The organism is Flavobacterium faecale, assembly GCF_003076455.1.
In the GTDB taxonomy this organism is placed as follows: Bacteria; Bacteroidota; Bacteroidia; order Flavobacteriales; family Flavobacteriaceae; genus Flavobacterium; species Flavobacterium faecale.
Genome location: NZ_CP020918.1, coordinates 3287514 through 3312920, shown reverse-complemented (window position 1 = coordinate 3312920; position 25407 = coordinate 3287514). Strand labels below are relative to the sequence as shown.

At 34.3% G+C, this 25407-nt stretch carries 21 protein-coding genes, 2 tRNA genes and 1 other RNA gene; 14 read left to right on the top strand and 10 right to left on the bottom strand.

The genetic code is table 11. The annotated features are described in order from the left end of the window. Nucleotides 1-185 precede the first annotated feature (185 nt). Both FFWV33_RS14120 and FFWV33_RS14115 read left to right on the top strand, forming a co-directional pair. Nucleotides 186-1016 (top strand): universal stress protein, encoded by an 831-nt coding sequence (locus FFWV33_RS14120; RefSeq protein WP_108741509.1) that lies wholly within the window; start codon nucleotides 186-188, stop codon nucleotides 1014-1016. Between the two features lie 62 nt (nucleotides 1017-1078). Then, on the top strand, nucleotides 1079-1912 hold the full coding sequence (locus tag FFWV33_RS14115) for a universal stress protein (protein ID WP_108741508.1): 834 nt from the start codon (nucleotides 1079-1081) through the stop codon (nucleotides 1910-1912). 94 nt (nucleotides 1913-2006) lie between these two features. On the opposite strand, the gene FFWV33_RS14110 is transcribed toward FFWV33_RS14115, so the two are convergent. Further along, nucleotides 2007-2321, bottom strand: coding sequence for an SH3 domain-containing protein (locus FFWV33_RS14110; protein WP_108741507.1), 315 nt, complete (start codon nucleotides 2319-2321; stop codon nucleotides 2007-2009). 176 nt (nucleotides 2322-2497) lie between these two features. Here FFWV33_RS14110 and rnpB point away from each other — a divergent pair. Both rnpB and FFWV33_RS14100 read left to right on the top strand, forming a co-directional pair. Next, nucleotides 2498-2815, top strand: an RNA gene (gene rnpB, locus FFWV33_RS14105) — RNase P RNA component class A. 127 nt (nucleotides 2816-2942) lie between these two features. Continuing rightward, the gene (locus tag FFWV33_RS14100) at nucleotides 2943-3869 is read left to right on the top strand and encodes a ketopantoate reductase family protein (protein ID WP_108741506.1); all 927 of its coding nucleotides are present in this window, start codon (nucleotides 2943-2945) and stop codon (nucleotides 3867-3869) included. A gap of 125 nt (nucleotides 3870-3994) precedes the next feature. Here the strand turns inward: FFWV33_RS14100 and FFWV33_RS14095 are convergent, their stop codons facing one another. Together FFWV33_RS14095 and FFWV33_RS14090 are read right to left on the bottom strand one after the other, a co-directional pair. Further along, nucleotides 3995-4582, bottom strand: coding sequence for an RsmD family RNA methyltransferase (locus FFWV33_RS14095; RefSeq protein ID WP_108741505.1), 588 nt, complete (start codon nucleotides 4580-4582; stop codon nucleotides 3995-3997). Next, nucleotides 4579-5385, bottom strand: coding sequence for a DUF3822 family protein (locus FFWV33_RS14090; RefSeq protein WP_108741504.1), 807 nt, complete (start codon nucleotides 5383-5385; stop codon nucleotides 4579-4581). Before FFWV33_RS14090 ends, FFWV33_RS14095 begins: the two co-directional genes overlap by 4 nt. 264 nt (nucleotides 5386-5649) lie before the next feature. Between FFWV33_RS14090 and FFWV33_RS14080 the strand changes: the two genes are divergently transcribed. From FFWV33_RS14080 to FFWV33_RS14070, 3 genes are all read left to right on the top strand, one after another. Beyond that, a complete protein-coding gene (locus FFWV33_RS14080; RefSeq protein ID WP_108741502.1) occupies nucleotides 5650-7074 on the top strand; it encodes an ATP-dependent DNA helicase in 1425 nt (474 codons plus the stop codon). A 157-nt stretch (nucleotides 7075-7231) separates the two neighbouring features. Further along, nucleotides 7232-7957 carry a 3-deoxy-manno-octulosonate cytidylyltransferase gene (gene kdsB / locus FFWV33_RS14075; protein ID WP_108741501.1) on the top strand — a complete coding sequence of 242 codons (726 nt, stop codon included), beginning with the start codon at nucleotides 7232-7234 and terminating at the stop codon, nucleotides 7955-7957. A 106-nt stretch (nucleotides 7958-8063) separates the two neighbouring features. Continuing rightward, nucleotides 8064-9068, top strand: coding sequence for a hypothetical protein (locus tag FFWV33_RS14070; protein WP_108741500.1), 1005 nt, complete (start codon nucleotides 8064-8066; stop codon nucleotides 9066-9068). A gap of 62 nt (nucleotides 9069-9130) precedes the next feature. On the opposite strand, the gene FFWV33_RS14065 is transcribed toward FFWV33_RS14070, so the two are convergent. Further along, nucleotides 9131-9571, bottom strand: a complete 441-nt coding sequence (locus tag FFWV33_RS14065; protein WP_108741499.1) for a helix-turn-helix transcriptional regulator — start codon at nucleotides 9569-9571, stop codon at nucleotides 9131-9133. A gap of 311 nt (nucleotides 9572-9882) precedes the next feature. Here FFWV33_RS14065 and FFWV33_RS14060 point away from each other — a divergent pair, with 311 nt between their 5' ends. The 4 genes from FFWV33_RS14060 to FFWV33_RS14045 all read left to right on the top strand — a co-directional run bounded on the left by FFWV33_RS14060 (nucleotide 9883) and on the right by FFWV33_RS14045 (nucleotide 14791). Further along, complete coding sequence (locus tag FFWV33_RS14060) at nucleotides 9883-11037, top strand: M14 family metallopeptidase (RefSeq protein WP_108741498.1); 1155 nt, start codon at nucleotides 9883-9885, stop codon at nucleotides 11035-11037. Between the two features lie 79 nt (nucleotides 11038-11116). Further along, complete coding sequence (locus FFWV33_RS14055; protein WP_072943262.1) at nucleotides 11117-11596, top strand: Lrp/AsnC family transcriptional regulator; 480 nt, start codon at nucleotides 11117-11119, stop codon at nucleotides 11594-11596. An 82-nt stretch (nucleotides 11597-11678) separates the two neighbouring features. Next, complete coding sequence (locus FFWV33_RS14050) at nucleotides 11679-14264, top strand: phosphoenolpyruvate carboxylase (protein ID WP_108741497.1); 2586 nt, start codon at nucleotides 11679-11681, stop codon at nucleotides 14262-14264. Nucleotides 14265-14275: 11 nt separating this feature from the next. Beyond that, a complete protein-coding gene (locus tag FFWV33_RS14045; protein ID WP_108741496.1) occupies nucleotides 14276-14791 on the top strand; it encodes a DinB family protein in 516 nt (171 codons plus the stop codon). Between the two features lie 337 nt (nucleotides 14792-15128). Here FFWV33_RS14045 and recQ read toward each other — a convergent pair whose 3' ends face one another. The 5 genes from recQ to aroB all read right to left on the bottom strand — a co-directional run bounded on the left by recQ (nucleotide 15129) and on the right by aroB (nucleotide 21669). Then, the gene (gene recQ / locus FFWV33_RS14040) at nucleotides 15129-17237 is read right to left on the bottom strand and encodes a DNA helicase RecQ (RefSeq protein WP_108741495.1); all 2109 of its coding nucleotides are present in this window, start codon (nucleotides 17235-17237) and stop codon (nucleotides 15129-15131) included. 175 nt (nucleotides 17238-17412) lie between these two features. Continuing rightward, nucleotides 17413-17811 (bottom strand): DNA primase, encoded by a 399-nt coding sequence (locus tag FFWV33_RS19320; RefSeq protein WP_159086029.1) that lies wholly within the window; start codon nucleotides 17809-17811, stop codon nucleotides 17413-17415. A gap of 9 nt (nucleotides 17812-17820) precedes the next feature. After that, complete coding sequence (locus FFWV33_RS14030; protein WP_108741494.1) at nucleotides 17821-18792, bottom strand: deoxyhypusine synthase family protein; 972 nt, start codon at nucleotides 18790-18792, stop codon at nucleotides 17821-17823. Nucleotides 18793-18890: 98 nt separating this feature from the next. Further along, entirely contained in the window at nucleotides 18891-20291 is a 1401-nt protein-coding gene (locus tag FFWV33_RS14025) for a type III PLP-dependent enzyme domain-containing protein (RefSeq protein WP_108741493.1), read from the bottom strand. Between the two features lie 298 nt (nucleotides 20292-20589). Continuing rightward, a complete protein-coding gene (gene aroB, locus FFWV33_RS14015) occupies nucleotides 20590-21669 on the bottom strand; it encodes a 3-dehydroquinate synthase (RefSeq protein ID WP_108741491.1) in 1080 nt (359 codons plus the stop codon). 263 nt (nucleotides 21670-21932) lie between these two features. On the opposite strand from aroB, the gene FFWV33_RS14010 reads away from it, so the two are divergent. Then, nucleotides 21933-23099, top strand: coding sequence for a proline dehydrogenase family protein (locus FFWV33_RS14010; RefSeq protein WP_108741490.1), 1167 nt, complete (start codon nucleotides 21933-21935; stop codon nucleotides 23097-23099). A gap of 70 nt (nucleotides 23100-23169) precedes the next feature. Here FFWV33_RS14010 and FFWV33_RS14005 read toward each other — a convergent pair whose 3' ends face one another. Continuing rightward, the gene (locus FFWV33_RS14005; RefSeq protein WP_108741489.1) at nucleotides 23170-24960 is read right to left on the bottom strand and encodes an ABC transporter ATP-binding protein; all 1791 of its coding nucleotides are present in this window, start codon (nucleotides 24958-24960) and stop codon (nucleotides 23170-23172) included. Between the two features lie 208 nt (nucleotides 24961-25168). Between FFWV33_RS14005 and FFWV33_RS14000 the strand changes: the two genes are divergently transcribed. Both FFWV33_RS14000 and FFWV33_RS13995 read left to right on the top strand, forming a co-directional pair. Then, a tRNA-Val gene (locus FFWV33_RS14000) sits at nucleotides 25169-25243 on the top strand. 68 nt (nucleotides 25244-25311) lie between these two features. Beyond that, nucleotides 25312-25389 (top strand) — tRNA-Val (locus FFWV33_RS13995). Nucleotides 25390-25407 lie beyond the last annotated feature (18 nt).

Genomic DNA, 25407 nt, shown 5'->3' with positions numbered 1-25407 from the left:
CGCGGATGCAGATAGTCCGACAGCCACTAGAATATATGGCCATGACCGTTTGCTAATTGCCCCTAGTTTTAGTGGGTGGCACGCCCTAATTTATCTTAAAAAAGTTATAACGCCCTGATTTTTGTCATATTATTAGCGTAAATTTAAACGTAATTTTGAACTATCAACCTTAAAACACTTCGAATATGAAACGTATTTTATTTCCAACTGATTTTTCTGAAACGGCCAATAATGCCTTTGTACATGCGTTACAATTTGCAAATACCGTTAAGGGTGAGCTGGTATTGTTGCATTCATATGATTTGTTGCCTATGGATGATCAATTTTTTCCAGAGAATTTTGCTGCTGTTTATGACACAGTTGAACTTTCTCATTTTGAATTATTTAAGGAAGAGATTCCGAAACTGCGAAAAATCATGGAAGAAATCGGACTGGATGCTATACAAATTAATCACCGATTAATGGAAGGGAAGTTAGCAGATAATATTCAAAAATGCATAGTTGAAGAAAATATCGACTACCTTATCATGGGAACGACAAGTGCAACGGACTGGGAAACATTGTTCTCCGGTAGTAATTCGGGTGCAGTAGTGACGGGATTGAAGGTACCGATGCTTTGTGTTCCTTTAGATTTGAAATACAAAAAATTGAAGACCATTGGTTTTGTGACCAACTACAGACCTGAAGATAAAACTGCACTCCATAAAATGATTGAGCTTGCTAAAAGAATCAACGCCAAAGTGAAATGTTTATACATAGGCCATGGTAATGCTGGCCATACACAAGTAGAGGTAGATCGATGGGAGTCTGAATTTAAGGCTGAGCCGGTACAGTTTATGGGGATTAGGAGTGAAGCTATTAAACAAGTTACATTAGATTTTATCAAAGTGGAAACTATTGACGTCTTAGCAGTATTAACTTATAAAAAAACTGATTTTGAAGAACAATTTGTAGCCAATTACAGTAAAAATAAAGCAGCAGACATCACAGTTCCACTTTTGGTGTTTCATGCTTAGTAAAGCTATTTATTTTTCCAAGTCTTAATTGACTTATTTTAATCACATTAAACATCTTAATTATGAAACGTATTTTATTTCCAACTGATTTTTCTGAAACGGCCAATAACGCCTTTGTACATGCGCTAGAACTCGCAAAAGTACTAAAAGGGGAACTTATTATCTTGCATACCTTTGAATTGCCTGTGGTTGATAGCCAGTATTTTCCGCAAAATTACATGGAGATTTATGAGTCGCTAGAATTGTCACAGTTTGATATGTTTAAAGACGAAATTCCGAAACTGAGGGAAATTGCTGAGGGGCGTAATCTAGGTGACATCAAATTAAGTCACCGATTGATGGATGGTGATTTGGTGTATAATATTCGAAAAGCAGTTGTAGAAGATAAAATTGATTTTGTAGTCATGGGTACCTCTGGAACTTCTGGTTGGGAATCCTTTTTCTTAGGCAGCAATACGGGCAATGCATTATCAGATTGCACGGTACCGATGCTTTGTGTAGGATCTGACGTTCCTTTCAAAAAAGTGCAGACAATTGGTTTTACAACCCGCTTTCGCGAAAAAGACAAAAGCGCACTGAAAAACGTTTTAAAAATTGCTCACAAAATGAAGGCACAAGTGCGTTGTTTGTATGTCAAAACAGCGGTATCAGATGTGTTGGATGGTACAATTAGAGATTGGGAAACAGAATTTGGTCAAGAGCCAGTCACTTTTTCGGTAGTGTTTTCTGAAGAGGTGAAAGAAAGTATGATGGATTTTATTCTTCAAAAAGATATTGATATCTTGACGATGCTAACTTATAAAAGAGGATTCTTTGATTCCCTTTTTCATTCGAGTATGACCAAAAAAGTAGCAACAGAATTCCCTATTCCGATTTTGGCTATACCAATTGAATAATTTTAAAATAAGATAAAAAAAATGCTTCCCGTTCTATTTGAATGAGAAGCTTTTTTTGTTATTACCTACTTTTGGAACCAGCGTAGTTTTTAGATTATTTCGTTTTTAAGCTTGATTGACGACCTTTGATGCTTATTTGGATCAAGACATCATGTGCTTCATTGAATGAATTGGCGGCAAATCCAGAGACAAAAACGCCTTTTTTACCTGAACTGCATTTAATACCATAAACCACCGCTTCGTCATCAGGATTAGAGTCGCCTTCGTACCTATATATGTGTACGATTTCAAATTTGCTAGGATTTTTGACAATATCGGCCTCATTTATGTTGTAATCATAAGTAAAACCTTTTTCATGCAATTCGTCCAAAGCTTTGGCAACAGGGGTGTAGTGGTACATTTTGGTCATAATAGTTTATTTTTTTTAGATATACTACTAAAGATAACCTATTTACAATTAATATGTTACACTGTATTTGTAAATTTCAAAAATTCAGATGTTTTTTTAAGATGAAAAGCAATTTTCTTGTTCGAAATAAAAAAGGAAGGCGTGCTTGGCAATCCTATTATTTAGTGTAAATTTGCCGCACAGACCGCCTTATCGCTGCCCTGATTTATTAGGGTTGAGGAAAGTCCGGACACCATAGAGAAGCATAGCGGGTAACGCCCGTCGGTTCAAGCAATTGAATTAGGACAAGTGCAACAGAAAGTATGTACAGGTAATGCTGTAGTGAAACCAGGTAAACTCTATGCGGTGAAATATCAAGTATATCGGTTTTTAAGGGTTTCTCGCCCGTTGCCGAAGGGTAGATAGCTTGAGCTTATGAGTAATTGTAAGCCTAGATAAATGATAAGGCACCGATTTATCGGTGACAGAATCCGGCTTATAGGTCTGTTTTTTTTTCTTTTGGTGCAATTCGTTCTTTATCCATAGTTGCAAGGACACTGAAAGTAGTCCTAAAAATTTAGTACAAACTGTTACAGCTAGTATCTATTTTTATTCATTAATTTTTTTGATACATTTTTAATAATGAAAACTCGAATCGGAATTCTAGGACTAGGTGGAGTAGGAGGTTACTTTGGTGGACTTTTGGCCAAAGAATTTGAAAACTCTGAAACTGTCGAAATCATTTTTATAGCGCGTGGAAACACCCAAGTACAAGTACGCCAAAACGGATTGAAAGTCATCATGGACGAATCTGAAATGATAGTGCATCCTGCCATAGTTTCCAATGATCCTCGAGAAATTGGCAAACTTGATTACCTTATTTGTGCTACCAAAACGTATGATATCGAGTCTAGTTTGACCTCTGTATCGGGCTGTATCACCAAGAACACTGTAATATTGCCACTTTACAATGGTGTAGACGCTCCTGAGCGCATCAGTGCGCTGTATCCAGACAATGAGGTGCTCCAGGGTTGTGTGTATATTGTTTCCAAAATTGAAAGTCCTGCCGTTATTCGAAAAGTAGGATTCTATGAAAAATTGTTTTTTGGATCGGCTACTGCTTCGATGCAAAAAATGAAAGCGTTGCAAGCTATTTTTCTACAAGCCAAAATTCAAAGTACCTTGGCTACTGAAATCGAAGAAGCTGTTTGGGAAAAATACGTATTTATTGCTGCTTTGGCTTCCGCAACTTCATATTTGGATCAAAATGTTGGTGAAATCATGGCAACGCCCGAAAGTCGTCAAGTATATGTTGCTTTATTGCACGAAATTACCCTTTTGGCCGCGGTAAAAGGGCTTAATTTGCCAAACGATATTATCATGCAAACCATTCAAAAACTAGAAAAATGCCCTGCGGATATGACTTCGTCTATGCACAGAGATGTACGCGCCGGAAACCCTTTCGAACTGGACTCATTGACTGAATATGTAGTTAACGAAGGTTTGAAATATGAGGTTGAAACACCGACGTTCCAAAAAATATTCGACAAATTATCGCAAGTGAATTAAAAGTCAAGAGGTTATAAATGATTTTAAAATACGAAAGTATAAACGAAACGATATTTATAAAAAAACAATAAAGCCAGAGAAATTTAATATTCTCTGGCTTTTTTATGATTGTCAGTGGGAGTGTTTTATTCTTCTTCTCCGTCTTCGTCTAGAACTTCACGTACTTCGTCATTTTGATTTAATTCGAAAAAGCTAAAGATCGATCCTCCATAACTTTTCTTAAATGAAAAATGCATCATATGATCCAATTTGGTATATTTCGAATGTTCGATTACCATCATTCCGTCACCGTTCAAACTATTGCGTTCGAAAATGAGGGATACAATTTTCTCGAAAGTTGCTTGATCAAAATTATAAGGTGGGTCGGCAAAAATAATGTCATAAGTTGCATTATTTCTTTCTAAAAATTTAAAAATATCACTTTTTAAAGCGGCGATATTAAAATCAAATTCTTCTGCAGTTTTCTTGATAAATTTGACACAGCCAAAATCGCCATCTACAGAGGTGATGGGCGTACTCCCGCGTGACGCAAATTCGTAACTTATATTTCCGGTTCCGGCAAACAAGTCCAAGACTTTTAATCCTTCAAAACTAAAGTGATTGTTGAGTACATTGAACAGCGCCTCTTTGGACATATCTGTTGTGGGACGTACCGGTAACCCTTTTGGGGGTGAGATACGTCTGCCTTTGAATTTTCCTGAAATGATTCTCATGAGTTGAAAAGTATAAAGTGTTTTCTGTTTTCGGCCTCAGAAAAATAATTGTTCCATCGTAAATCCTCAACATCTATCAAATTAATGTTGCGAACATATTGGTAAGCTATTTTGTAAAATTCACTTTCGATTGAAATTTCTCCAATTAATTCTAACGCGAAATTTTCTGGATTCATGTTTAACTGTTCTGCGGTAAACAAAATATAATACAAGAAATCTTGTGCTGTTTGATATTCGAAAGAATTGAATAAAAGTAATTTTTGATTTTGAATGACAGCAATTTCAAAATGACCCGCTGCAAAATGCACCCACATCGTTTTAGTATCATCATTTCTTGACAAATCCATCACTTTGTCTAGCAAGATGCTGTTGGAATGTTTGTAATCAAAACTTCCGAACTTGTCAATAAAAAAATTATTCATATTAACATACGGAATATACACGGTATTGATTTGATATTTTTTATTTTCGTCGAAAGCAAAAAAATCGGTCTCAAATACTTTGGTGTTGTATTGTAGGTAGCTCCCCAAATAATTTTCATCGAATAAAACTGCGGGAACAAAAGTCGAAAGATTATTATGATGAATAATCAAAACCTCGTCATAGTCTGCGCTTAGTTCCGGATTATTCTGAAAAGCTTCTGAAAATAAATCCTCAATTTTTACTCCTTTATATATAGTGTCAAAAATAACTTCGTTAAAAGAGCTTATCGTATTGTTCAAGGTATCAAAACAACAAAAAGAAAGCCCAGTCAACGAAACTTGAATGGATAATTTTTTATATTTCTTTTCGGTGATGTCCATGAATAAAACGGTGTTGGATTGTTTTGGCAAACTTACAACTTCAAAAATCGAATTCAAAATTCAGGAAGCAATAATCATTTCCAATAAACGATTTAATAATAGTGCTCAAAAGGCAAAAATTAGGTTATTACCAGCTGCATCAAGATACATTGCCTTTTGCTGCTACCAAAACCAAAAATCAGTTATCAATCCATAGGGTTCGACTCGTGAATCAAGAATTATTAGACTATCTTTGATTTTCATTATTACAATTTCCATTTCAACATGAATTCCTCCTCCTTTTACAGTCTTTTGCGAAGAAATTTTCCTTTTACACCCACACAGCAACAGGATTTATTTTTTCAAAAAATCGCAATTTTCATCACAGATACTTATGACGACACCATCTTTGTCCTCAAAGGATATGCTGGAACAGGAAAAACGACTGTAATTTCGACCATTGTAAATAATTTGGTCGAAATCAATAAAAAGTATGTGTTATTGGCTCCCACTGGGCGTGCTGCAAAAGTTATTGCAAACTACTCAGAGAAGCCGGCATTCACCATTCATAAAAAAATATATTTCCCCAAGAAATCTTCTGGTGGTGGTGTGTCGTTTGTGTTACAACCCAATAAACATAAAAACACCATTTTTATAGTCGATGAAGCTTCCATGATCTCCGACACCAATTCGGATTCTAAATTATATGAAAACGGATCTTTGCTAGACGATTTGATTTCGTACGTGTACTCGGGTAGCAACTGCAAAATGATTTTGCTTGGAGATACAGCGCAGTTACCTCCCGTGAATTTGGATGTGAGTCCCGCCTTGGATATTGACACTTTGAGTTTACATTATAATAAAGAAGTGGAACATATTGAATTGGACGAAGTAATGCGTCAGGAGGAAGGCAGCGGAATTTTGTACAATGCAACCGAACTTCGCGAATTATTAAAAGATTCTTTCATCACCGATTTTCAATTTGATTTGAAAAAATTCAAAGATATCGTTCGCTTGGTCGATGGTTATGATATTCAAGACGCCATTAATTCGGCCTACAGCAATTATAGTATTGAAGATACTGCTTTTATTGTTCGATCAAATAAAAGAGCAAATCAATACAACGAGCAAATTCGAACAAAAATATTAGATAAAGAAAGCGAACTGTCGACAGGAGATTTTTTGATGGTAGTCAAGAATAATTATTTTTGGCTCAAAGATTCTGATGAAGCGGGATTTATAGCAAATGGAGATATTATTGAAGTTTTAGAAATTTTCAAAATATTAGAATTATACGGCTTTAAGTTTGCCAAAGTAAAAATCAGGATGGTCGATTACCCCAATCAAAAACCGTTTGAAACTGTTTTGCTACTCGATACAATTAAAAGTGAATCACCATCATTAACCTACGAAGAGTCCAATAGGTTGTATGAAGAAGTGATGAAAGATTACGAAAATGAGACCACAAAATATAAAAAATTCCAAAAAGTTAAAGCAAATGAATACTTTAACGGATTACAGGTAAAGTTCTCCTATGCAATTACTTGCCATAAATCACAAGGTGGCCAATGGAATACTGTTTTTGTCGAACAACCATATTTACCAAACGGTATCGACCGCGATTATATTCGTTGGCTGTACACCGCCATGACACGTGCAAAAACCAAATTATATTTAATTGGATTTAAAGATGAAAGTTTCATTACCTAAATATGCGTTGCTGTACTGTGGGTATAATTTTTATTTTCGAAAGAAATAATTCAAAAGACTCCAAAAATAAAACAGACTAGATTTGATATATTTGCGCATCAAACAGCTCAAAAAAGAAAATAATAAATTCGACTACTACTAAAAATACAAAACCACTATGAAAATAATTGCCGTAATTCCAGCTCGATATGCATCAACAAGATTCCATGCCAAACTTATGCAAGATCTTGGCGGAAAAACGGTCATCTTGCGTACCTACGAAGCTGCATTACACACGCAATTGTTTGATGATGTTTTTGTGGTAACCGATTCAAAATTGATCTTTGACGAAATAGTCAATCATGGTGGGAAAGCAATTATGAGTATCAAAGAACATGAGTCGGGTAGTGATCGAATTGCTGAAGCTATTGAAAGTATTGATGTAGATATCGTTATCAATGTACAAGGAGATGAGCCTTTTATAAATGCAAAACCTTTGAAAGAAGTGATAGAAGTGTTTAAAAAGGATACCGATAAAAAAGTAGATTTGGCCTCGTTAATGTATGAGATCAAAGACACTAACGAAATTGAGAATCCAAATAACGTGAAGGTAGTAGTGAATCAAAATAACTTTGCTATGTACTTCTCGAGATCTGTGATTCCTTTTCCTAGAGACAAAGACGTAGGAGTACGATATATGAAACATATTGGTGTTTATGCTTTTCGAAAAGAAGCCTTAATGGATTTTTATAAATTACCCATGATGTCCCTTGAAGCCTCTGAAAAATTAGAACAATTGCGTTACCTGGAATTTGGAAAGCAAATTAAGATGATAGAAACCACCCACGCCGGAATCGGAATTGACACTAAGGAAGATTTAGAAAAAGCTAGATTATTGATTTAGAACGTATTAAAAGTTTAAATTAACTTTATTTATGATTTTTTAACTTTTTTTAAAACCAACACGAATAGTTTCTCGTAAATGTATAAAATCATTAAAATATATATTTATGAAAAATCTATTCATTTCTTGTTCAGTATTAGCCTTAGTTTTTGCGTCATGCGATAGCAATGATAGCAACGCATCAGCAAGCGCCGAATTATTTCTTGTAACGTCTAGTAATACATCTGGAAAGGTTACCTATACCAACTTACTTCCGACTTCACCGTCGGTAAAAACATTTACCATCACATCATTGGATGCAGAGGGTATTTCGTATGACAGTAAAACAGACGCTATTCTTGTAGCTTCTCGTACTACCAACAAATTAGAGACTTATACCGGAATCAAAACCAATGCTACTGCCGGAACAGATAATATCATGTTGTCTGCTACTAGTTTGGTTGGTGATTTTATAAACGCTAGAGAAACTGCGGTTTACGGAGACAAAGTTGTTGTAGTGCAAGATCAAATTGCAGCAAACGGGAATGTGAACAAACTTTTTGTGTATCAAAAAACTACTACTGGATTCACATTATTAAAAACATTTACAACTGAATTCAAATTGTGGGGAATTCATGTTGAAGGAAATGATTTGTACGCTGTGGTTGACCTTACGGGTGATATTGCACAATTCAAAAATTTCGAATCAAACGGTAACGGAACTATTACAGCAACCAAACGCGTTACAATTGAAGGATTGACACGTACACACGGAATCACATATTCAGCATCAAACGACCTAATGGTTTTGACTGATGTTGCAAGCGCAACTTCTGCTACAGATGGTGGTCTCGTTTTAATTTCAAACTTTTCTTCTGTATTTGCATCAACAGTTGCTGAAGGGACTATTGCAACAAGTAAGCAAATCAGAATATATGGTGACAAATCAATGTTGGGTAACCCTGTAGATGTAGCGTATGATGCAGTAACCAAAAATATCTATGTTGCAGAGCGTTTGAACGCAGGAGGACAAGTATTAATTTTTGCTACTCCTAGTACATCAGGTGATTATTCGCCGCTAAATGCACGTTTGGAGGCAGGAGTAACTTCTATCTTCGTTTTAAGAAAATAAGCCGTATACGACGCTAATTTATTTGTTTGTTAAGGTCAATTCATTCGTGAATTGGCCTTTTTTTATTTTGGTTGGTATGATTTAAAGGTACCATTGGTATAGAAAACAACAATCTTCTCAATATCCGACTCAGATTCTGCTGAAAAGGATGGTAAATCAACTTTTCTGGGTCTTTCAATTGGTTTAACTTGAGGAACTTCTTTTTCCTCTGAAAATAGGTCTACTGCGGGAGCTGTATTTTCTTTAGGTGTAAATGATGCAGTAGGGGCAGCTTCCGTCTTTGGAAAAGTTCCAGTACCATTTAGCATCCAATACAAATCTACCTCTGGAAACTCCTCTAGAATTTTTAATATAAAATCCAAGCTAGGTTTATTTCGACCCGAAAGCAAATGACTCAAACTAGATCGTTGCACACCAATTTTATCTGCAAATGCAGAGGCATTCAAACTGTAATATTCCAAGATAATTTCTAGTCGTTTAATAAATTCTTCCGTGTTTACCATTGTAAATTCGATTTAAAATCAATTGATTTACAAATGTAATCATTTAAAGATAATCCAGCAAGATTACAAGTGTAAATCGTAATAAATAAGTGCATATAATCAAATAATAACTTAATGTGTAGTTTTGTAATATACTGAATAATAGTAATTTATATAGCTAAATAAAAATAGGTGACATTTGTTAACTGCTAGAGCTGTTTTCGATATTTATTATCTAAATATACTGTTTACATTTCTAAAATACTTGTAATTTTAGTTGTTTACAATTGTAAAAATAAAGTTGTTTACTTTTGTAAATCAAATAAAGCAACATGAATTTAGAACAATTGTTTCTTGATAATAAAGAACAAACTATAGCAGGAAGGTACCTAACTTTAGATTCGATTGAGCCTATATTACAGCGCTTAAATACCAATAACGAACTCAGTATAATAGGTCAATCCGTTTTGGGCGAACCTATTTATAAATACCAAATTGGTAGTGGATCGATCAAAATTTTTCTTTGGTCACAAATGCATGGAAACGAAAGCACGACCACAAAAGGTTTGTTTGACTTTTTTAATGTCCTTAAATCAGGTTCTGCTTTTGCGACCCAATTACTGGAGAAATTTATATTTTGCGCCTTACCCATGCTTAATCCTGATGGTGCTCGCTTGTATACACGAGAGAATGCCAATAAAATTGACTTGAATAGAGATTCTCAAGACTTAACACAGCCAGAGAGCAACATATTAAGAACCACTTTTGAAGCGTTTCAGCCTGACTATTGCTACAACCTCCATGATCAACGAACGATTTTTGGTGTGAGTGATACTGGTCTGCCCGCTACGATGTCTTTTTTGGCACCATCATACAATGACGAAAGAGAAATTAATCCTTCTAGATTAAAAGCTATTGAACTGATTGCAGGGATTAATGATGTTTTGCAACAATATATTCCTGGACAAGTGGGTCGATTTGATGATTCGTTCAATCTTAATTGCATAGGGGATACTTTTCAGTACTTAGGCGTGCCCACATTATTATTCGAAGCTGGACATTTTCCAAACGATTATGAGCGAGAAATAACACGTAAATACGTTTTTATTTCGTTAGTAAGTAGTTTTCAAATACTAAGCGAAAACGATATAGTTTTTAAAGGAATTGATAATTATTTAAATATTCCTCAAAATAAACAGGCTTTTTATGATTTTAAATACAAAAACATAAAAATAAATTATGATGGTATCAAAAAATTATCGAATTTTGCAGCACAGTATAAAGAAGAATTGATTGACAATAAAATCCAATTCAATGCTTATGTTGTAGAGATTGGTGATTTGAGTGATCGTTTTGGACATATCGTCTATGATCTTGAAGGAGCTGAATTAAGCGATATCGAAGACAATAATCTCGAATTACACAAAAAAGCAGATTTTTGTTTGAAAAACGACACAAAATTTGTTAATGGATTGATAAAAAAGTAATAATTTGCATTTTTTTTTAGTTTTTATGTATATTTTTATAATTCGTAAAAACTGATAATTATAAATAATTTTAAGAAATATGAGTAAGTTCCGTTTAGATGAAGTAGATCATCAGATTTTAGATATGTTAATTGATAACACAAGAGTACCTTTTACAGATATCGCTAAGAAATTATTGATTTCTGCTGGTACGGTCCACGTGAGGGTAAAAAAGATGGAAGATGCTGGAATCATCATGGGATCATCATTGGTTCTAGATTATGATAAACTAGGGTATTCATTCATTGCTTACGTTGGTGTTTTCTTGAATAATACCTCTCAAACAAAATTTGTTTTGGAGCGTATTAACGAAATCCCTTTTGTAACTGTAGCTTCAGTTACGACAGGTAAGTTTAATATTTTCTGTAAAATCAGAGCTAAAGATACCAAACATGCTAAAGATGTAATCTTTATGATTGATGATATTGATGGCGTTTACAGAACTGAGACTATGATTTCCCTTGAAGAGAGCATTAACGACAAGAAGCGTTTGATGCATACTATCTTCAAAAACATGTAATTAACATTAATGCTATATTTTTAATATAACCTTAAGTTAGTTCTTGAGGTTATTTTTTTGTAAAACCATCAACAAAATATATATGTACATAAATCCTAAAATTGAACGTTTTAACGAAAATGTTCTTTCTAAATACAATATTTACAATAGTGTTTTTATAACCTTACCATTCGACTCTATTGACAATACAGGCGTTATGCTTCCATTGTTTACAGACGTTTGCGAGAGTGGATTTAAAAAGCAACAGACTCCTAAAGAAATTATGGAGTTCTTTTCGGATAAGTACCTAAATTCAAATAGTGAGAAGGATAAATTGGATCTAATGTTCCGTTTTATTCAGTATATAGAACGTCAAATTGTATTGTTTGATGCAGTTGAAGATGCTGCTTTTTCTACGGTTAATAACATGGAAGGAAGAGGTTCTTTGCGCGATATAAAAGAGAAAACAGATGCTAAAGGAAAGCAAGAAGAATTGATTGAATTTTTCAAGACTTTCAATGTTAGGACAGTGCTTACGGCACACCCAACACAATTTTATCCTGGGGCCGTTTTAGGTATCATCAATGACCTTACTGAGGCGATAAGAGGTAATAATTTACTTCGAATTAAACAACTTTTGGCACAATTAGGTAAAACACCTTTTATCAAAAACGAAAAGCCAAATCCTTTTGATGAGGCTGTAAGTTTGATTTGGTATTTAGAGAATGTATTCTATCCTACTTCTAGCGATATGATTCATTACCTACAAAAAAATGTGTATCCAGGCCATACTGTTGATAATCCTATTGTAAAACTTGGTTTCTGGCCAGGTGGAGACCGTGATGGAAATCCATTTGTAACCACAGAGATTACTTTGAAAGTAGCAGATCGATTGAGAACTTCAATCTTGAAATGTTACTATATGGAGATTCGTAAACTAAAAAGAAAATTAACGTTCTTTAATGTTGATGTTTTGGTTGCGGAACTTGAAAATAAATTATACCGTTCTGTTTTCTATTCTCAAGGGGATATTTATATCACTTTAGAGGAGTTTAAAGCACAATTGAATAAAATAAGACAGATTGTTATTGAGCAACATCAATCCTTGTATTTGGATGATTTGGAAGCTTTGATCATTAGTGTTAATTTGTTTGGTTTCCATTTTGCAACTTTAGATATCCGTCAAAACAGTAGAATTCATGACGCTGTATTTAAAGATGTTTTTGATTACTACCAAAAAAATGACCCAGCTGTTTTTCCAGCTAATTACTACGAATTGTCAGAAGCAGATAAATTTGAAGTATTATCGAATGCTAAAGGAAAATTAGAATCGAAAGATTTTGAAGAAGAAATGACACGTGCAACTATCGAGTCTATTCAAGCAATCAAGGTAATTCAAGTGAACAATGGTGAAGAAGGAGCAAACCGTTACATCATTAGTAATAACGAAAGTGCTTTGAATGTAATGGAAACATTAGCCATGATCCATTTAACAGATTGGGAAAAACCAACTGTAGATGTTATTCCGCTTTTTGAATCAGTAGACGATTTACTTGATGCGCACAACATTATGGAGAAGTTATACACCAATCCAATGTATGCAGGCCACTTGAAGAGTAGAGGTAACATTCAAACGATCATGTTAGGCTTCTCAGACGGAACAAAAGATGGTGGCTACTTAATGGCTAACTGGAGTATTTATCAAGCAAAAGAAGCTTTGACTGCCATTTCTAGAAAATACAATGTTGAAGTTATCTTTTTTGACGGACGTGGTGGGCCACCTGCACGTGGAGGAGGAAAAACACATAAATTCTATGCGTCACTAGGACCAAACATCGAGAACAAAGAGATACAAATTACAGTTCAAGGACAAACTATTAGTTCAAATTTCGGAACATTAGATTCTTGTCGTTATAACCTAGAAAATTTATTGAGTGCAGGTGTTACAAACCAAGTTTTCAATAAAAACAAAAATATCTTTGCTCCAGAGGACAAAGTAGTGATGGATAAATTATCTCGTCTTGGTTATGAGAAATATTTAAACTTCAAAAATCACGACAAATTTATTCCATATTTGGAGCAAATGAGTACGTTGAAATACTATGCGAAAACCAATATTGGTAGCCGACCTTCAAAAAGAAGTAAATCAGCACAATTGGATTTCAAAGATTTAAGAGCAATTCCTTTTGTTGGATCTTGGAGCCAATTAAAACAGAATGTACCTGGTTTTTATGGTGTAGGTGCTGCGCTTAAGCATTATGAAGAAGCTGGTGAATGGGACAAAGTTCAAGCATTGTATGACAACTCTATGTTCTTTAGAACCTTGTTAGAGAATAGTATGATGTCATTGGCTAAATCATTTTTCCCTTTGACTGCTTACATGAAAAATGATCCTGAATTTGGTGAGTTTTGGCAAATGATCTACGATGAATTCTTAGATACAAAACGTTTATTATTGAAGATTGCAGGTCATACCGAATTGATGGAAAACTATCCTGATGGTAAAGCTTCAATCGAGATTAGAGAGCGTATCGTGTTGCCATTGTTAACAATACAACAATATGCTTTGCTTAGAATTAACGAATTGAACAAAGCTGAAGTTGTAGATGATGCACTAGTTAAGATTTATGAAAAAATCGTTATGCGATCTCTTTTCGGAAATACAAATGCAAGTAGAAACTCAGCATAAACAGTTGTTTTATGAAAGTAAGCGATTTAAATAGTTCAGAATATGCGGCATTTTATGCGCCATATGTTGCTATTTTAGAAGATGAAGATTTGATTGAAGACTTAGAAATAAGTCTTCATCAATTTATAAAGTTCGTTCAAAATATTCCTTTGGATAAATTTGATTTCAGATATGCTGAAGGCAAGTGGACAATCAAAGATATCATTCAGCATTTAATTGATTCTGAAAGAGTGTTTGCCTACCGAGCATTGCGAGTTTCTAGAAATGATACCACAGCTTTGCCTGGATTTGACGAAAATGATTATGTAGTCAATACTGATGCAAATAGTAGAGGTATTCAAAATTTACTTGCTGAGTTATCAGCAGTACGATTTTCGACATTGTTTTTATTTAAAAGTTTTTCTTCAGAACAACTAGCACGAATGGGGACAGCTTCAAATCATGCAATTTCAGTTAGAGCGCTTGGTTTTTTGATTATAGGACATCAAAAACACCATCAAAAAGTGTTTCAAGATCGTTACTTATAAAATGAAACCAATATAAAATAGAGAAGCCACGAATCATTGCGATTCGTGGCTTTTTTTATTGTTTTATAATTACAGCTAAGGTATGCCGATTATATATTGCTTTGCCTTTTCATTCTTACAAGCTTGTATCAGGATAGTCCAATTTCATGGTACTATTTTTATTTTATATCTTAACTATACTCTTACCTGAATTCATTTAGAAAAAGGTGAAAGTTAAATATCATTAAGATAGAAATCAACAATACTTGACCAACTGCACAAAACTAATTTTGAAATTTTATATTCGGTTTTAAAAATGTGACGTCACTCTGTTAACCTCTTAAAAACTGATTTAAAGCTATAATTTAGACAAAATAGATAAGCTAAGTCTAATCTTGTCATAAGGCATCGCTTCTTCAAAATAATCGAAATAAGGTTTCAGGGCAGTTGGAGTTTCTAAGAAAATTTTTGCCTTCGCTACTCTTGCTACTTCCTCCTTACTTACAAATTGGTACAAGTCAATAGGATGACCGTCTTCGTATAATTTTGCTACATGTGACATGATCGTACCCTTGCCTAAATCTCTTTTAACTGCTATTTCGTCCACTGTTAAGCCAGATTGAAGCATAGCTAAGGTTTCTTTGTATGTTGTTGATGTTTTCTTTTGCTGTATTGCTTTCGCCTTATGAAAATCTACAACCGCAGTTATAAAGATTTGTCCATATTTTTCGAGCTTTGCTTTTCCAACTCCATCAATGGCTAATAGTTCTTCTTCGCTCATTGGTCGATGCGTTTCAATCTCCTTTAATACTGCATCACTAAAAACTACATAAGCAGGTACATTGTCTTTTTTAGAAATATCGTAGCGTATTTTGCGCAAAACTTCAAATAAGGAATCTTTCTTGGCCTTGACTGATTTCACTTCTTTTTGAGTTCCTTTATCGGCGGCATTTTCTTTTTGTATCGTCGTTAATTGCACTTTTTCGCCATTAAATAAAACTTCGTGCGCAAGAGGCGTCAGTTTGATTTGGTTTTTTAAATGAAAAGCAATTTCGCAGTAGCCTTGATTGATTAACTGAATAAGGTATTGATTCCAGTCGTACCAAGATACGTCTGTACCAACACCGTAAGTTTTAAGATTCTGATAGTTGTTTTCTAGAATATGAGCATTTTTCGAACCTCTTAAAAAATCAACAATAACAGGTAATGGTTCTGTTTCTTTTAATCGAATAATTGCCGAAAGTGCTTTTTGAGCCAAAACGGTACCATCAAAAAAGGCAGGCGGATTTTTGCAAACATCACAATTTCCACAATTCTCAGTAACTATTTCGCCAAAATACGAGAGTAAAATTTTTCTACGGCAACTCACAGCATCCGCATATTGTTTCATCCGTTCTAGTTTAGACAACTGCACTTCAGCATTTAGTCCTTGTGAAGCAAATTTTTGCAACTGAATCACATCTCCATAACTTTCGAATAAAACAGTTTCAGACGGAAGACCATCACGGCCTGCACGACCAATTTCTTGATAATAACCTTCAATATTTTTTGGTAGATTATAATGAATTACCCAGCGAACATTCGATTTATCGATTCCCATTCCAAAAGCAATCGTAGCACATACCACTTGGCAATCGTCATTTATAAATTCATCTTGTGTTTTTGCCCTTGTCGTGTTATCTAGTCCTGCATGATATGCTTTGGCATTTATACCTGTTCGTTGAAGTTTTTCGGCTAATTCCTCGGTAGTTTTTCTACTAAGGCAATAGACAATTCCGCATTCATTTGGTTTGTCAGTAATAAAATCAATAATTTGCTTTACACGATCCAAAGCTGGTCGTACTTCTAAGCTTAAATTTTTTCTATCGAAAGAAGAAATCGAAATCTCAGGAGATGTCAAATTCAATTGTTTACTAATATCTTCTCTTGTTGCTTTATCAGCTGTCGCCGTCAAAGCGAGAATTGGAGTAGAAGGGAAGCGCTTTTTTAAATATCCCAAATTGGTATAAGCTGGCCTAAAATCGTGACCCCAAGACGAAATACAATGTGCTTCATCAATAGCAATTAAACTAACCGTAATTTGACTGAAAGTATTTTCAAGGTAAGCCAAACTCTCCGGTGCTACGTATACGAGTTTTATTTTTTGATTAATAATATTTTCAATATACTCTTGTTGCTCTGCGCTTGACTGACTACTATTAATGTAGCAAGCCTCTATACCATTGGCTTTTAGACTATCAACTTGATCCTTCATTAAGGCTATTAGTGGCGAAATGACAATCGTTACACCCGGAAATAACAATGCAGGCAATTGAAAACAAATTGATTTACCACCACCTGTAGGCATGATCGCCAAAGCATCCTTACCAGATAAAATCGAATTTATAATTTTTTCTTGATTTGGTCTGAATTTTTCAAAACCAAAATTAATTTTGAGCGTCTCGTGGAGTAAGGTGGATGTTATCATGAAAAAAAGGTAAAGTAATACACAAGTAAGTTAAAAGGAACTACATTCAGTCAAAAGGCTAAAAAACGAATTTTATCCGTTCTTATTCTATTTTAAAAATACTACACTAAAGAATATAGTACTGATAAAAAAAAGGAACTCGATATGGAGTTCCTTTTATATTTAATTGAAAAAATTAATCTTCATCATCGTCGTCGTCATCATCGTCTGAACTTCTGCTGTCATCAGAATCTTCATCGTCGTCATCAAGATCTGGTTTGTCAAGATTATCGTCGTCGTCATCATCATCTTCGTCATCATCCAAATCCACTCCTTTAATTGGTGTGATTGGTTCGATTACATCATCAATTTCATCGTCTTCATCATAGTTTTCGATTCGATCAGCCAATTTGGTACTTACTTTTACTAAATAAATAGTATCTTCTGTACGTACTTCTACTGCTTCTACCAATTCGTTTTTAGCATTTCTAAATCGAATGATATCTGAATCATCGTAACCATCAGGGAAGCGCTCCACCAATAGGTTCAAAATCTCGTTTGTAAGTTTTGCGTAATCAACAATTACTCTTTTCATAATGATGTTCTATAAATCTAATAAATAAGCAAAAATTAATGGAGCTACAATTGTAGCGTCTGATTCTATAATAAACTTAGGTGTTTTGATATCCAATTTACCCCAAGTGATTTTTTCGTTTGGTACTGCTCCTGAATACGAACCATAACTGGTTGTTGAGTCAGAAATTTGACAGAAGTAGCTCCAAAACGGAATATCATGCATTTCCATATCTTGGTATAACATAGGTACTACGCAAATTGGAAAATCTCCTGCGATACCACCACCAATTTGGAAGAATCCAATTCCGTTAGCAGAATTTTTAGGATACCAATCTGAAAGATATACCATGTATTCTATTCCAGATTTCATTGTAGATGCTTTTAACTCTCCTTTGATTACGTATGAAGCAAAGATGTTACCCATCGTGCTATCTTCCCATCCTGGAACAATAATCGGAAGGTTTTTTTCTGCTGCTGCATACATCCAACTGTCTTTTAAATCAATTTCGTAGTATTCTTCTAAAACACCAGAAAGTAGCATTTTGTACATAAATTCATGAGGAAAATAACGTTCCCCTTTATCATCTGCATCTTTCCAGATTTTAAATATGTGTTTTTGTAATCTTCTAAAAGCTTCATGCTCAGGAATACAAGTATCAGTCACACGATTTAATCCTCTTTCTAGCAAATCCCACTCGTCTTGCGGTGTTAAATCTCTATAGTTAGGAACTCTCTCGTAGTGTGAGTGCGCAACCAAGTTCATGATGTCTTCTTCAAGATTGGCTCCTGTACAAGAAATAATTTGAACTTTATCTTGACGAATAATTTCGGCAAATATTTTACCAATTTCAGCTGTACTCATTGCTCCAGCCATACTTACCATCATTTTAGCACCATTGGCTAATTGTTGTTCGTATGCTTTTGCTGCATCAACTAATGATGCTGAATTAAAATGCAAATAGTGTTTTTCTATAAATTGGCTAATAGGTCCCTTACTCATTTTATTTTTTTTAAAGATATTTTTAATCTGTTTTTCGAAACTGATTACAATTTCAAAAGTAAAGATTTTTTTAATTTAACGATAACTAATTTGAATTATTATTTTGCTTTGTACCCTAAAATTTTCAATACATCTTCTGAGGTCTGTTGTTCTGAGAAAACCTCTGTGGCCATAATCCCATTTTCATCCCTATCTATCAGTATATGTTTTGGTTGCGGAATCAAGCAGTGGTGTAATCCTCCGTATCCTCCAATTGTTTCTTGGTAAGCGCCTGTATTAAAAAATCCAATATACAACGGTTTCTCTTTGTTGTATTTTGGTAAATAGATCGCGTTCATATTTTGTTCAGAGTTGTAATAATCATCGCTATCACATGTCATTCCTCCCAATAGAACCCGCTCGTAAGTCTCATTCCAACGGTTTACCGCTAGCATGATAAAACGTTTGTTGATAGCCCAAGTATCCGGTAAGGTAGTGATGAAAGAAGAATCTATCATGTTCCATTTCTCTCTATCATTTTGTTGCTTTTGGTAAAGTACTTGGTAGATTGCGCCACCACTTTCACCAACAGTAAACGAACCAAATTCTGTAAAAATGTTTGGAACATCTACTTCAGCTTCATCACAAGCAATTTTAATTTGATTGATAATTTCGTCAATCATATATTGGTAGTCATATTCAAAAGCCAATGAATTTTTGATCGGAAAACCTCCACCAATATTCAAACCGTCCAAACTTGGACATTCTTTTTTCAAGGCAATGTACACTTTTATACATTTTACCAACTCATTCCAATAGTAAGCTGTATCGTTGATACCAGTATTGATAAAAAAGTGCAACATTTTCAATTCTAACTTATCGTTTTCTTGAATTTGTTTTTTATAGAATTGTACAATATTTTTGTATCCAATTCCTAATCTAGAGGTATAGAATTCAAATTTAGGCTCTTCTTCGGCAGCAATTCTAATTCCGATTTTGAACTTCCCTTTAATTTCTGCTTGCAACAAGTCAAGTTCCTCATAATTATCAATAATCGGAATCGTATTTTTGTGTCCGTTATTGATTAATCTAGCAATGTTGTCAATGTACTGATCTCTTTTGAAACCGTTACAGATTACATAAGTGCTTTTGTTGATTTTTCCATTTTGCAATAGATTTTCAACAATATTGATATCAAATGCAGAAGAAGTTTCAATGTGAATGTTATTTTTAAAAGCTTCATTCATAATGTATTCAAAATGAGAGCTTTTCGTGCAATAGCAATAATAGTATTTTCCCTCGTATTTGTTTTTTTCCATCGATTTACGAAACCAATTTTTGGCTTTGTTGATGTTGTTCGAAATTTGAGGTAAATACGTGAATTTTAATGGTGTACCGTATTGTTCAACCAATTTCATCAAATCAATATTGTGAAACTGAAGGTTGTCTTTGTTTAAATTAAACTCTTCTTGTGGAAAATAATACGTTTGATTAATTAAGTCAGAATATTTGGTGTTCATTGTTGTTCGTTTAAGAATTTAGAATATTTTAATGTATGCACTTTAAAAAAACCCTACAATTCAAACCCGAATATTTGCATAGATAATCTGCAGTTTTTCATTCTCCATTTTTAGATATTGAAAAACATCAAAAATAAAGTTACCTCTAATGGAAAAGAAGCGTTTAAGCAAGCCTAAGAATGAGCTGCTTTTTTGCCTTCTTCGAGAAGTGTTTTTTCCTTGTTTTTGATTAGTTTTCATTGGCGCAAATGTAAAAAAATATATAGACGTAATCCAATCCTTTTATGGTAAAAATATATTAAGATTGATAATCAACAAAAGCTTTAAGAATCAATTCATTTTCAACCGTTTGATTGATAATAATTTTTCCGATTCCTTGAATTAAGGCAAACTGAATTGTACCATATTCATTTTTTTTATCATGGATCAACAATTCAAGTATCGGGTTGATGTCTTGGTTGTCAAAAGTTATGTCTTGGTAGATCGATTTGATAGTAGTTTTAATCTGATCAAATTCGGCTTCTGTAATTAAGTTTTTGTGTAGCGAAATATAGCTTTCCAAAATCATTCCAACAGCAATAGCTTCTCCATGAAGCAATGTTGTTTTGTCTTCGTTCTCCAAGAAGTAGCTTTCTATGGCGTGTCCAAGGGTGTGTCCAAAGTTTAGTGCTTTTCGAATATTCTTCTCCGTAGGATCTGCGGTTACGATTTCATTTTTTATTTCGACAGAGCGAAAAATCAATTCATCTAATTGTGCAAAGTTTATTGATCGAATGTTCAAAAAGTGTTCCCAGTAGTTTTTATCGAATATAAGACCGTGTTTCAACATTTCTGCCAATCCGGAGCGCATTTCATTTTGTGGTACAGTAGCAAGGTATTCCGTGTCTACGATTACCATTTTAGGCAAATTAAAAACTCCAATTTGGTTTTTTAAATTCCCAAGATCCACACCATTTTTACCTCCTACAGATGCATCTACCATGGATAGAAGGGTAGTAGGTACATTTATAAAATCAATTCCTCTTTTGAAGGTTGACGCTACAAAACCGCCTAGATCAGTGACAACTCCACCACCTAGATTGATAACCAGTGATTTTCTGTCTCCGTTAAGATCGGTCAAAACATTCCATAATTCAACACAAGTATCAATGTTTTTGTTGATTTCACCTGCCTCAAATTCAATAATCTCAATTGCCAAGGTGGTTTCTAAAAGTGGCAAAAACACCGGCAAGCAAAATTCATTTGTATTACTGTCTACAATAATAAATAGGTTAGAATATTTAGTTGCTTTTAAATGTGCATTTAGAGCTTCATATCCTTTTTCATTAAAGTGTATCGGATGGTCAACGGCTTGTATAGTATGAGATTGTAAAGACATATCGTATTTTAATTTTGCAATAAGTTCGAAATAGAGTAAACTCTCTTGCTTTTAAGAACATAAAAAGGCGTCCCAAAAAGTTTTGCAAATCTACATTTTTTTTAATTTTATTCCTTTGCTTTTCGCTAAAAATACAGTGGTATATTCTTCTCGTTTGATTGACAAATAACTATGATGTAAATTTTAAACTTTTTTTATAAATTTTGTGATATAGTTGCCAATTGGTGATTCTTAATTACTATTTTTAAACAAAATTTTATTGTATGAACACAATTTTTGAAGATACTAAAGTTGCTTTTGCTTTGAAAAGCGATACAGAGCTTGAAAGAGCTTATTTTTTGTTTAAAATGATTGCCAATGAGCCACTTGTGCGCATAGGTACTGCGGTGACCAATTTTGCGTTTAAAGTACATTTACCCGTTGAAGGTTTGATTCGCGCTACTGTTTTTGATCATTTTTGTGGTGGTATAAACGAGCAAGACTGTTTAAAGGTAGTGGATAAAATGCATACCAAAGGAGTTTCCTCGGTTTTGGATTACTCTGTAGAAGGAAAAGAAGAGGAAGCGCAATTTGAAGCGGCTACCCAAATGATTCTGAAAACAATCAAATTTGGACAGGAAAAACAAGCAATACCTTTTGCTGTATTTAAGCCTACAGGTATCGGGCGCTTTTTATTATTCGAAAAAATTAGTGCGGGTCAGGAGCTTAATGATGCCGAATTAAAGGAGTGGAATGTAATTTTGAGACGATTCGAGTTAATATGTAAGACCGCTCATCAAGCAGATGTGGCTTTATTAATTGATGCTGAAGAAAGTTGGATGCAAAAAGCAGCCGATGATTTGATTCTTGATATGATGCGCATGTATAATAAAGAAAAAGCAATTGTCTATAATACATTACAGTTGTACCGCTGGGATAGACTGGATTATTTAAAAGAAATAAATGCAATTGCTACAGCCGAAAATTTTCATATCGGAATAAAGTTGGTTCGTGGCGCATACATGGAAAAAGAAAACAATCGTGCAATTGCAAAAGGGTACAAATCTCCTATTTGCGCTAGTAAAGCGATTACAGATCAAAATTTTGATGCTACCGCAATTTATATGTTAGACCACACAAATCGTATTGCAAGTTTTTTCGGGACGCACAACGAGCAAAGTTCGTTGGATTTGATTCAGATCATGAAAGAAAAAGGGTTAGCACCTGATACAGCTACAATTTGGTTTGGACAATTGTACGGAATGAGTGATCATATAAGTTATAATCTAGCCGATCACGGTTATAACGTAGCAAAATATTTGCCTTTTGGTCCTGTGAAAGACGTGATGCCGTATTTGATTCGTCGTGCAGAAGAAAACACCTCAGTTGCAGGACAAACGAGTAGAGAATTAAATTTATTACAAACAGAACGATCCCGCAGGAAGAAATAACCAAAAATATATAGCATAAAAAAAGCTCCAAAAGAACAGTTCTCTTGGAGCTTTTTTATACAGTAGTAACTTATGAATTGCTAAATTGCAAATTACTTAAGTTTTTATAGATTCCGTTTTCAAGGGTAATCAAGTCTTGGTGTGTTCCTTGTTCGGCAATGATTCCGTTGTCAAGTACTAATATTTGGTCTGCAGATCGAATAGTCGATAATCGGTGTGCAATAATGATACTCGTACGACCTTGCATCAAAATCTCAAGTGCTTCTTGCACTAATTTTTCACTTTCACTATCCAATGACGATGTTGCTTCGTCCAGAATCAAAATACTAGGGTTTTTGAGTAACGCACGTGCGATCGCAATACGTTGTCTTTGTCCTCCAGAAAGTTTAATTCCTCTTTCTCCCACAATGGTTTCAAATTTTTCAGGAAAGCTTTCGATAAAATTCAAAGCATTTGCTTGTTTTGCTGCAGCTATAATTTCGTCATTTGTTGCATTTGGTTTTCCGTAAGCAATATTTTCTTTGATAGTACCTCCAAAAAGAATTACATCTTGAGGAACTATACTCATATTACCACGAAGTTCTTCCAGGTCATAGTCATAAATATTTTTCCCATCAATAATAATTTCTCCACTTTCAATATCATAAAAACGTAACAGGAGGGAAGCAATAGTTGATTTTCCGGCACCACTTGGTCCAACTACGGCAATTTTTTGTCCAAAGCCAGCATTGAAATTAACGTTTTTCAAGACTTTAATTTCTTTTCGAGAAGGATAACTAAACGCAACATCTTTAAAACTAACGATTCCTTTGATTTTTTGAACGCTATTTGGGTTAGGTTGGGTATTAATTGCTTCAGGAACTTCGTCTAATAATTCAAAAACACGTTCTGTAGCACCAACTGCTTTTTGAATTTGCGCATACATTTCGGCAATTCCACCAAAAGAAGCACCGATAAAAGTAGTGTACAATATAAAGGAAATTAAATCTCCAACACCTTCGACTTCACCTTTGATAGTCAAAGTGATTCCGTACCAAACGACAGCTACTACGCAACCGAATAAACATAATATGATAAACGATGCAAAATACCCTCTGTATTGACCTCCTTTGATAGCGATAGCAACAATTTCTCTTATTTTGTTTTTGTAGCGTTCTAATTCATACCATTCATTAGCAAACGATTTAACATTGGTAATTCCTTGCAAGGTTTCTTCAACAATCACCTGGCTTTCGGCTACTTTGTCTTGCGTCATTTTTCCGTATTTTCGAATAAAACGACCAAATATGACCGCAGCAACGGCTACCACGGGAACAATGCAAAGCATCATAATAGTAAGATTTGGACTGATACTCCCTAGGATAATAAAACCACCAACGATAAGAATAAACTGTCTTAAAAATTCGGCAATGGTTGTAGTAAGCGTATCTTGTAGTTGCGAAATATCAGCACTGATGCGACTGTTTAATTCACCAACGCGCTTTTGAGAGAAAAACGACATGGGTAGTTTTATTAAATTCTCATACAATGCAAAACGGATGTTAGATAAAGTATTCTCGGTAAAATTTACGAACAACGAGATTCTAAAAAACGAAAATACAGCTTGCAATACTAAAATTCCCATCAATGCCAATGCAATTTGGTTGGCTTTGTCTAAATCTTTGGTAGACACACAGTCCACAAGCATTCCCATCAATTTTGGAAAGGCTAGGGCAGTGGCGCTAGTTAATAATAAAAAAAGCAAGCCAACAAAGAACTTCCACTTTTGATTTTTGGAGTATTTAAAAATTCGCAAAGCCTTTTGTAGCGAACTAGTATTTAGTTTTGCTTTAGGTAAATCATTTTCTTTAAAACGAGCCATTGAGTTATATTTTTGGTGCAAATGTACTATATATAGTTAGTACAAAAAAAATCTATTCTGATGGACAATTCATAATTAGTTGTTAATGAGTTCTAAAGAAAAAAATAGGCTTTTTTAATTTAAATTTTCTTCAAAAAGTATTGTATATTCAAAAACTCGTCTTACATTTGCAGTCGCAATCACACAATGATAGCGACCTAGTAAAATAGGGCGATTAGCTCAGCTGGTTCAGAGCACCTCGTTTACACCGAGGGGGTCGGGGGTTCGAACCCCTCATCGCCCACAAGATTCAAACATTATCTTTAAAAATGTTTAGCAGGTAATTAGTAATAATTACAACCTAGTAAAATAGGGCGATTAGCTCAGCTGGTTCAGAGCACCTCGTTTACACCGAGGGGGTCGGGGGTTCGAACCCCTCATCGCCCACCAAGAAACTCCAACATTTTT

Coding starts and splice junctions, on each gene's coding strand:
- aroB (WP_108741491.1), bottom strand. CDS start 21,669: ATGTCTTTACAATCTCATACTATACAAGCCGTTGACCATCCGATACAC.
- FFWV33_RS14005 (WP_108741489.1), bottom strand. CDS start 24,960: ATGGCTCGTTTTAAAGAAAATGATTTACCTAAAGCAAAACTAAATACT.
- FFWV33_RS14030 (WP_108741494.1), bottom strand. CDS start 18,792: ATGAGTAAGGGACCTATTAGCCAATTTATAGAAAAACACTATTTGCAT.
- kdsB (WP_108741501.1), top strand. CDS start 7,232: ATGAAAATAATTGCCGTAATTCCAGCTCGATATGCATCAACAAGATTC.
- FFWV33_RS14050 (WP_108741497.1), top strand. CDS start 11,679: ATGTACATAAATCCTAAAATTGAACGTTTTAACGAAAATGTTCTTTCT.
- FFWV33_RS14095 (WP_108741505.1), bottom strand. CDS start 4,582: ATGAGAATCATTTCAGGAAAATTCAAAGGCAGACGTATCTCACCCCCA.
- FFWV33_RS14100 (WP_108741506.1), top strand. CDS start 2,943: ATGAAAACTCGAATCGGAATTCTAGGACTAGGTGGAGTAGGAGGTTAC.
- FFWV33_RS14080 (WP_108741502.1), top strand. CDS start 5,650: ATGAATTCCTCCTCCTTTTACAGTCTTTTGCGAAGAAATTTTCCTTTT.
- FFWV33_RS14010 (WP_108741490.1), top strand. CDS start 21,933: ATGAACACAATTTTTGAAGATACTAAAGTTGCTTTTGCTTTGAAAAGC.
- FFWV33_RS14055 (WP_072943262.1), top strand. CDS start 11,117: ATGAGTAAGTTCCGTTTAGATGAAGTAGATCATCAGATTTTAGATATG.
- FFWV33_RS14045 (WP_108741496.1), top strand. CDS start 14,276: ATGAAAGTAAGCGATTTAAATAGTTCAGAATATGCGGCATTTTATGCG.
- FFWV33_RS14120 (WP_108741509.1), top strand. CDS start 186: ATGAAACGTATTTTATTTCCAACTGATTTTTCTGAAACGGCCAATAAT.
- FFWV33_RS14110 (WP_108741507.1), bottom strand. CDS start 2,321: ATGACCAAAATGTACCACTACACCCCTGTTGCCAAAGCTTTGGACGAA.
- FFWV33_RS14065 (WP_108741499.1), bottom strand. CDS start 9,571: ATGGTAAACACGGAAGAATTTATTAAACGACTAGAAATTATCTTGGAA.
- FFWV33_RS14070 (WP_108741500.1), top strand. CDS start 8,064: ATGAAAAATCTATTCATTTCTTGTTCAGTATTAGCCTTAGTTTTTGCG.
- FFWV33_RS19320 (WP_159086029.1), bottom strand. CDS start 17,811: ATGAAAAGAGTAATTGTTGATTACGCAAAACTTACAAACGAGATTTTG.
- FFWV33_RS14060 (WP_108741498.1), top strand. CDS start 9,883: ATGAATTTAGAACAATTGTTTCTTGATAATAAAGAACAAACTATAGCA.
- FFWV33_RS14090 (WP_108741504.1), bottom strand. CDS start 5,385: ATGGACATCACCGAAAAGAAATATAAAAAATTATCCATTCAAGTTTCG.
- FFWV33_RS14025 (WP_108741493.1), bottom strand. CDS start 20,291: ATGAACACCAAATATTCTGACTTAATTAATCAAACGTATTATTTTCCA.
- recQ (WP_108741495.1), bottom strand. CDS start 17,237: ATGATAACATCCACCTTACTCCACGAGACGCTCAAAATTAATTTTGGT.
- FFWV33_RS14115 (WP_108741508.1), top strand. CDS start 1,079: ATGAAACGTATTTTATTTCCAACTGATTTTTCTGAAACGGCCAATAAC.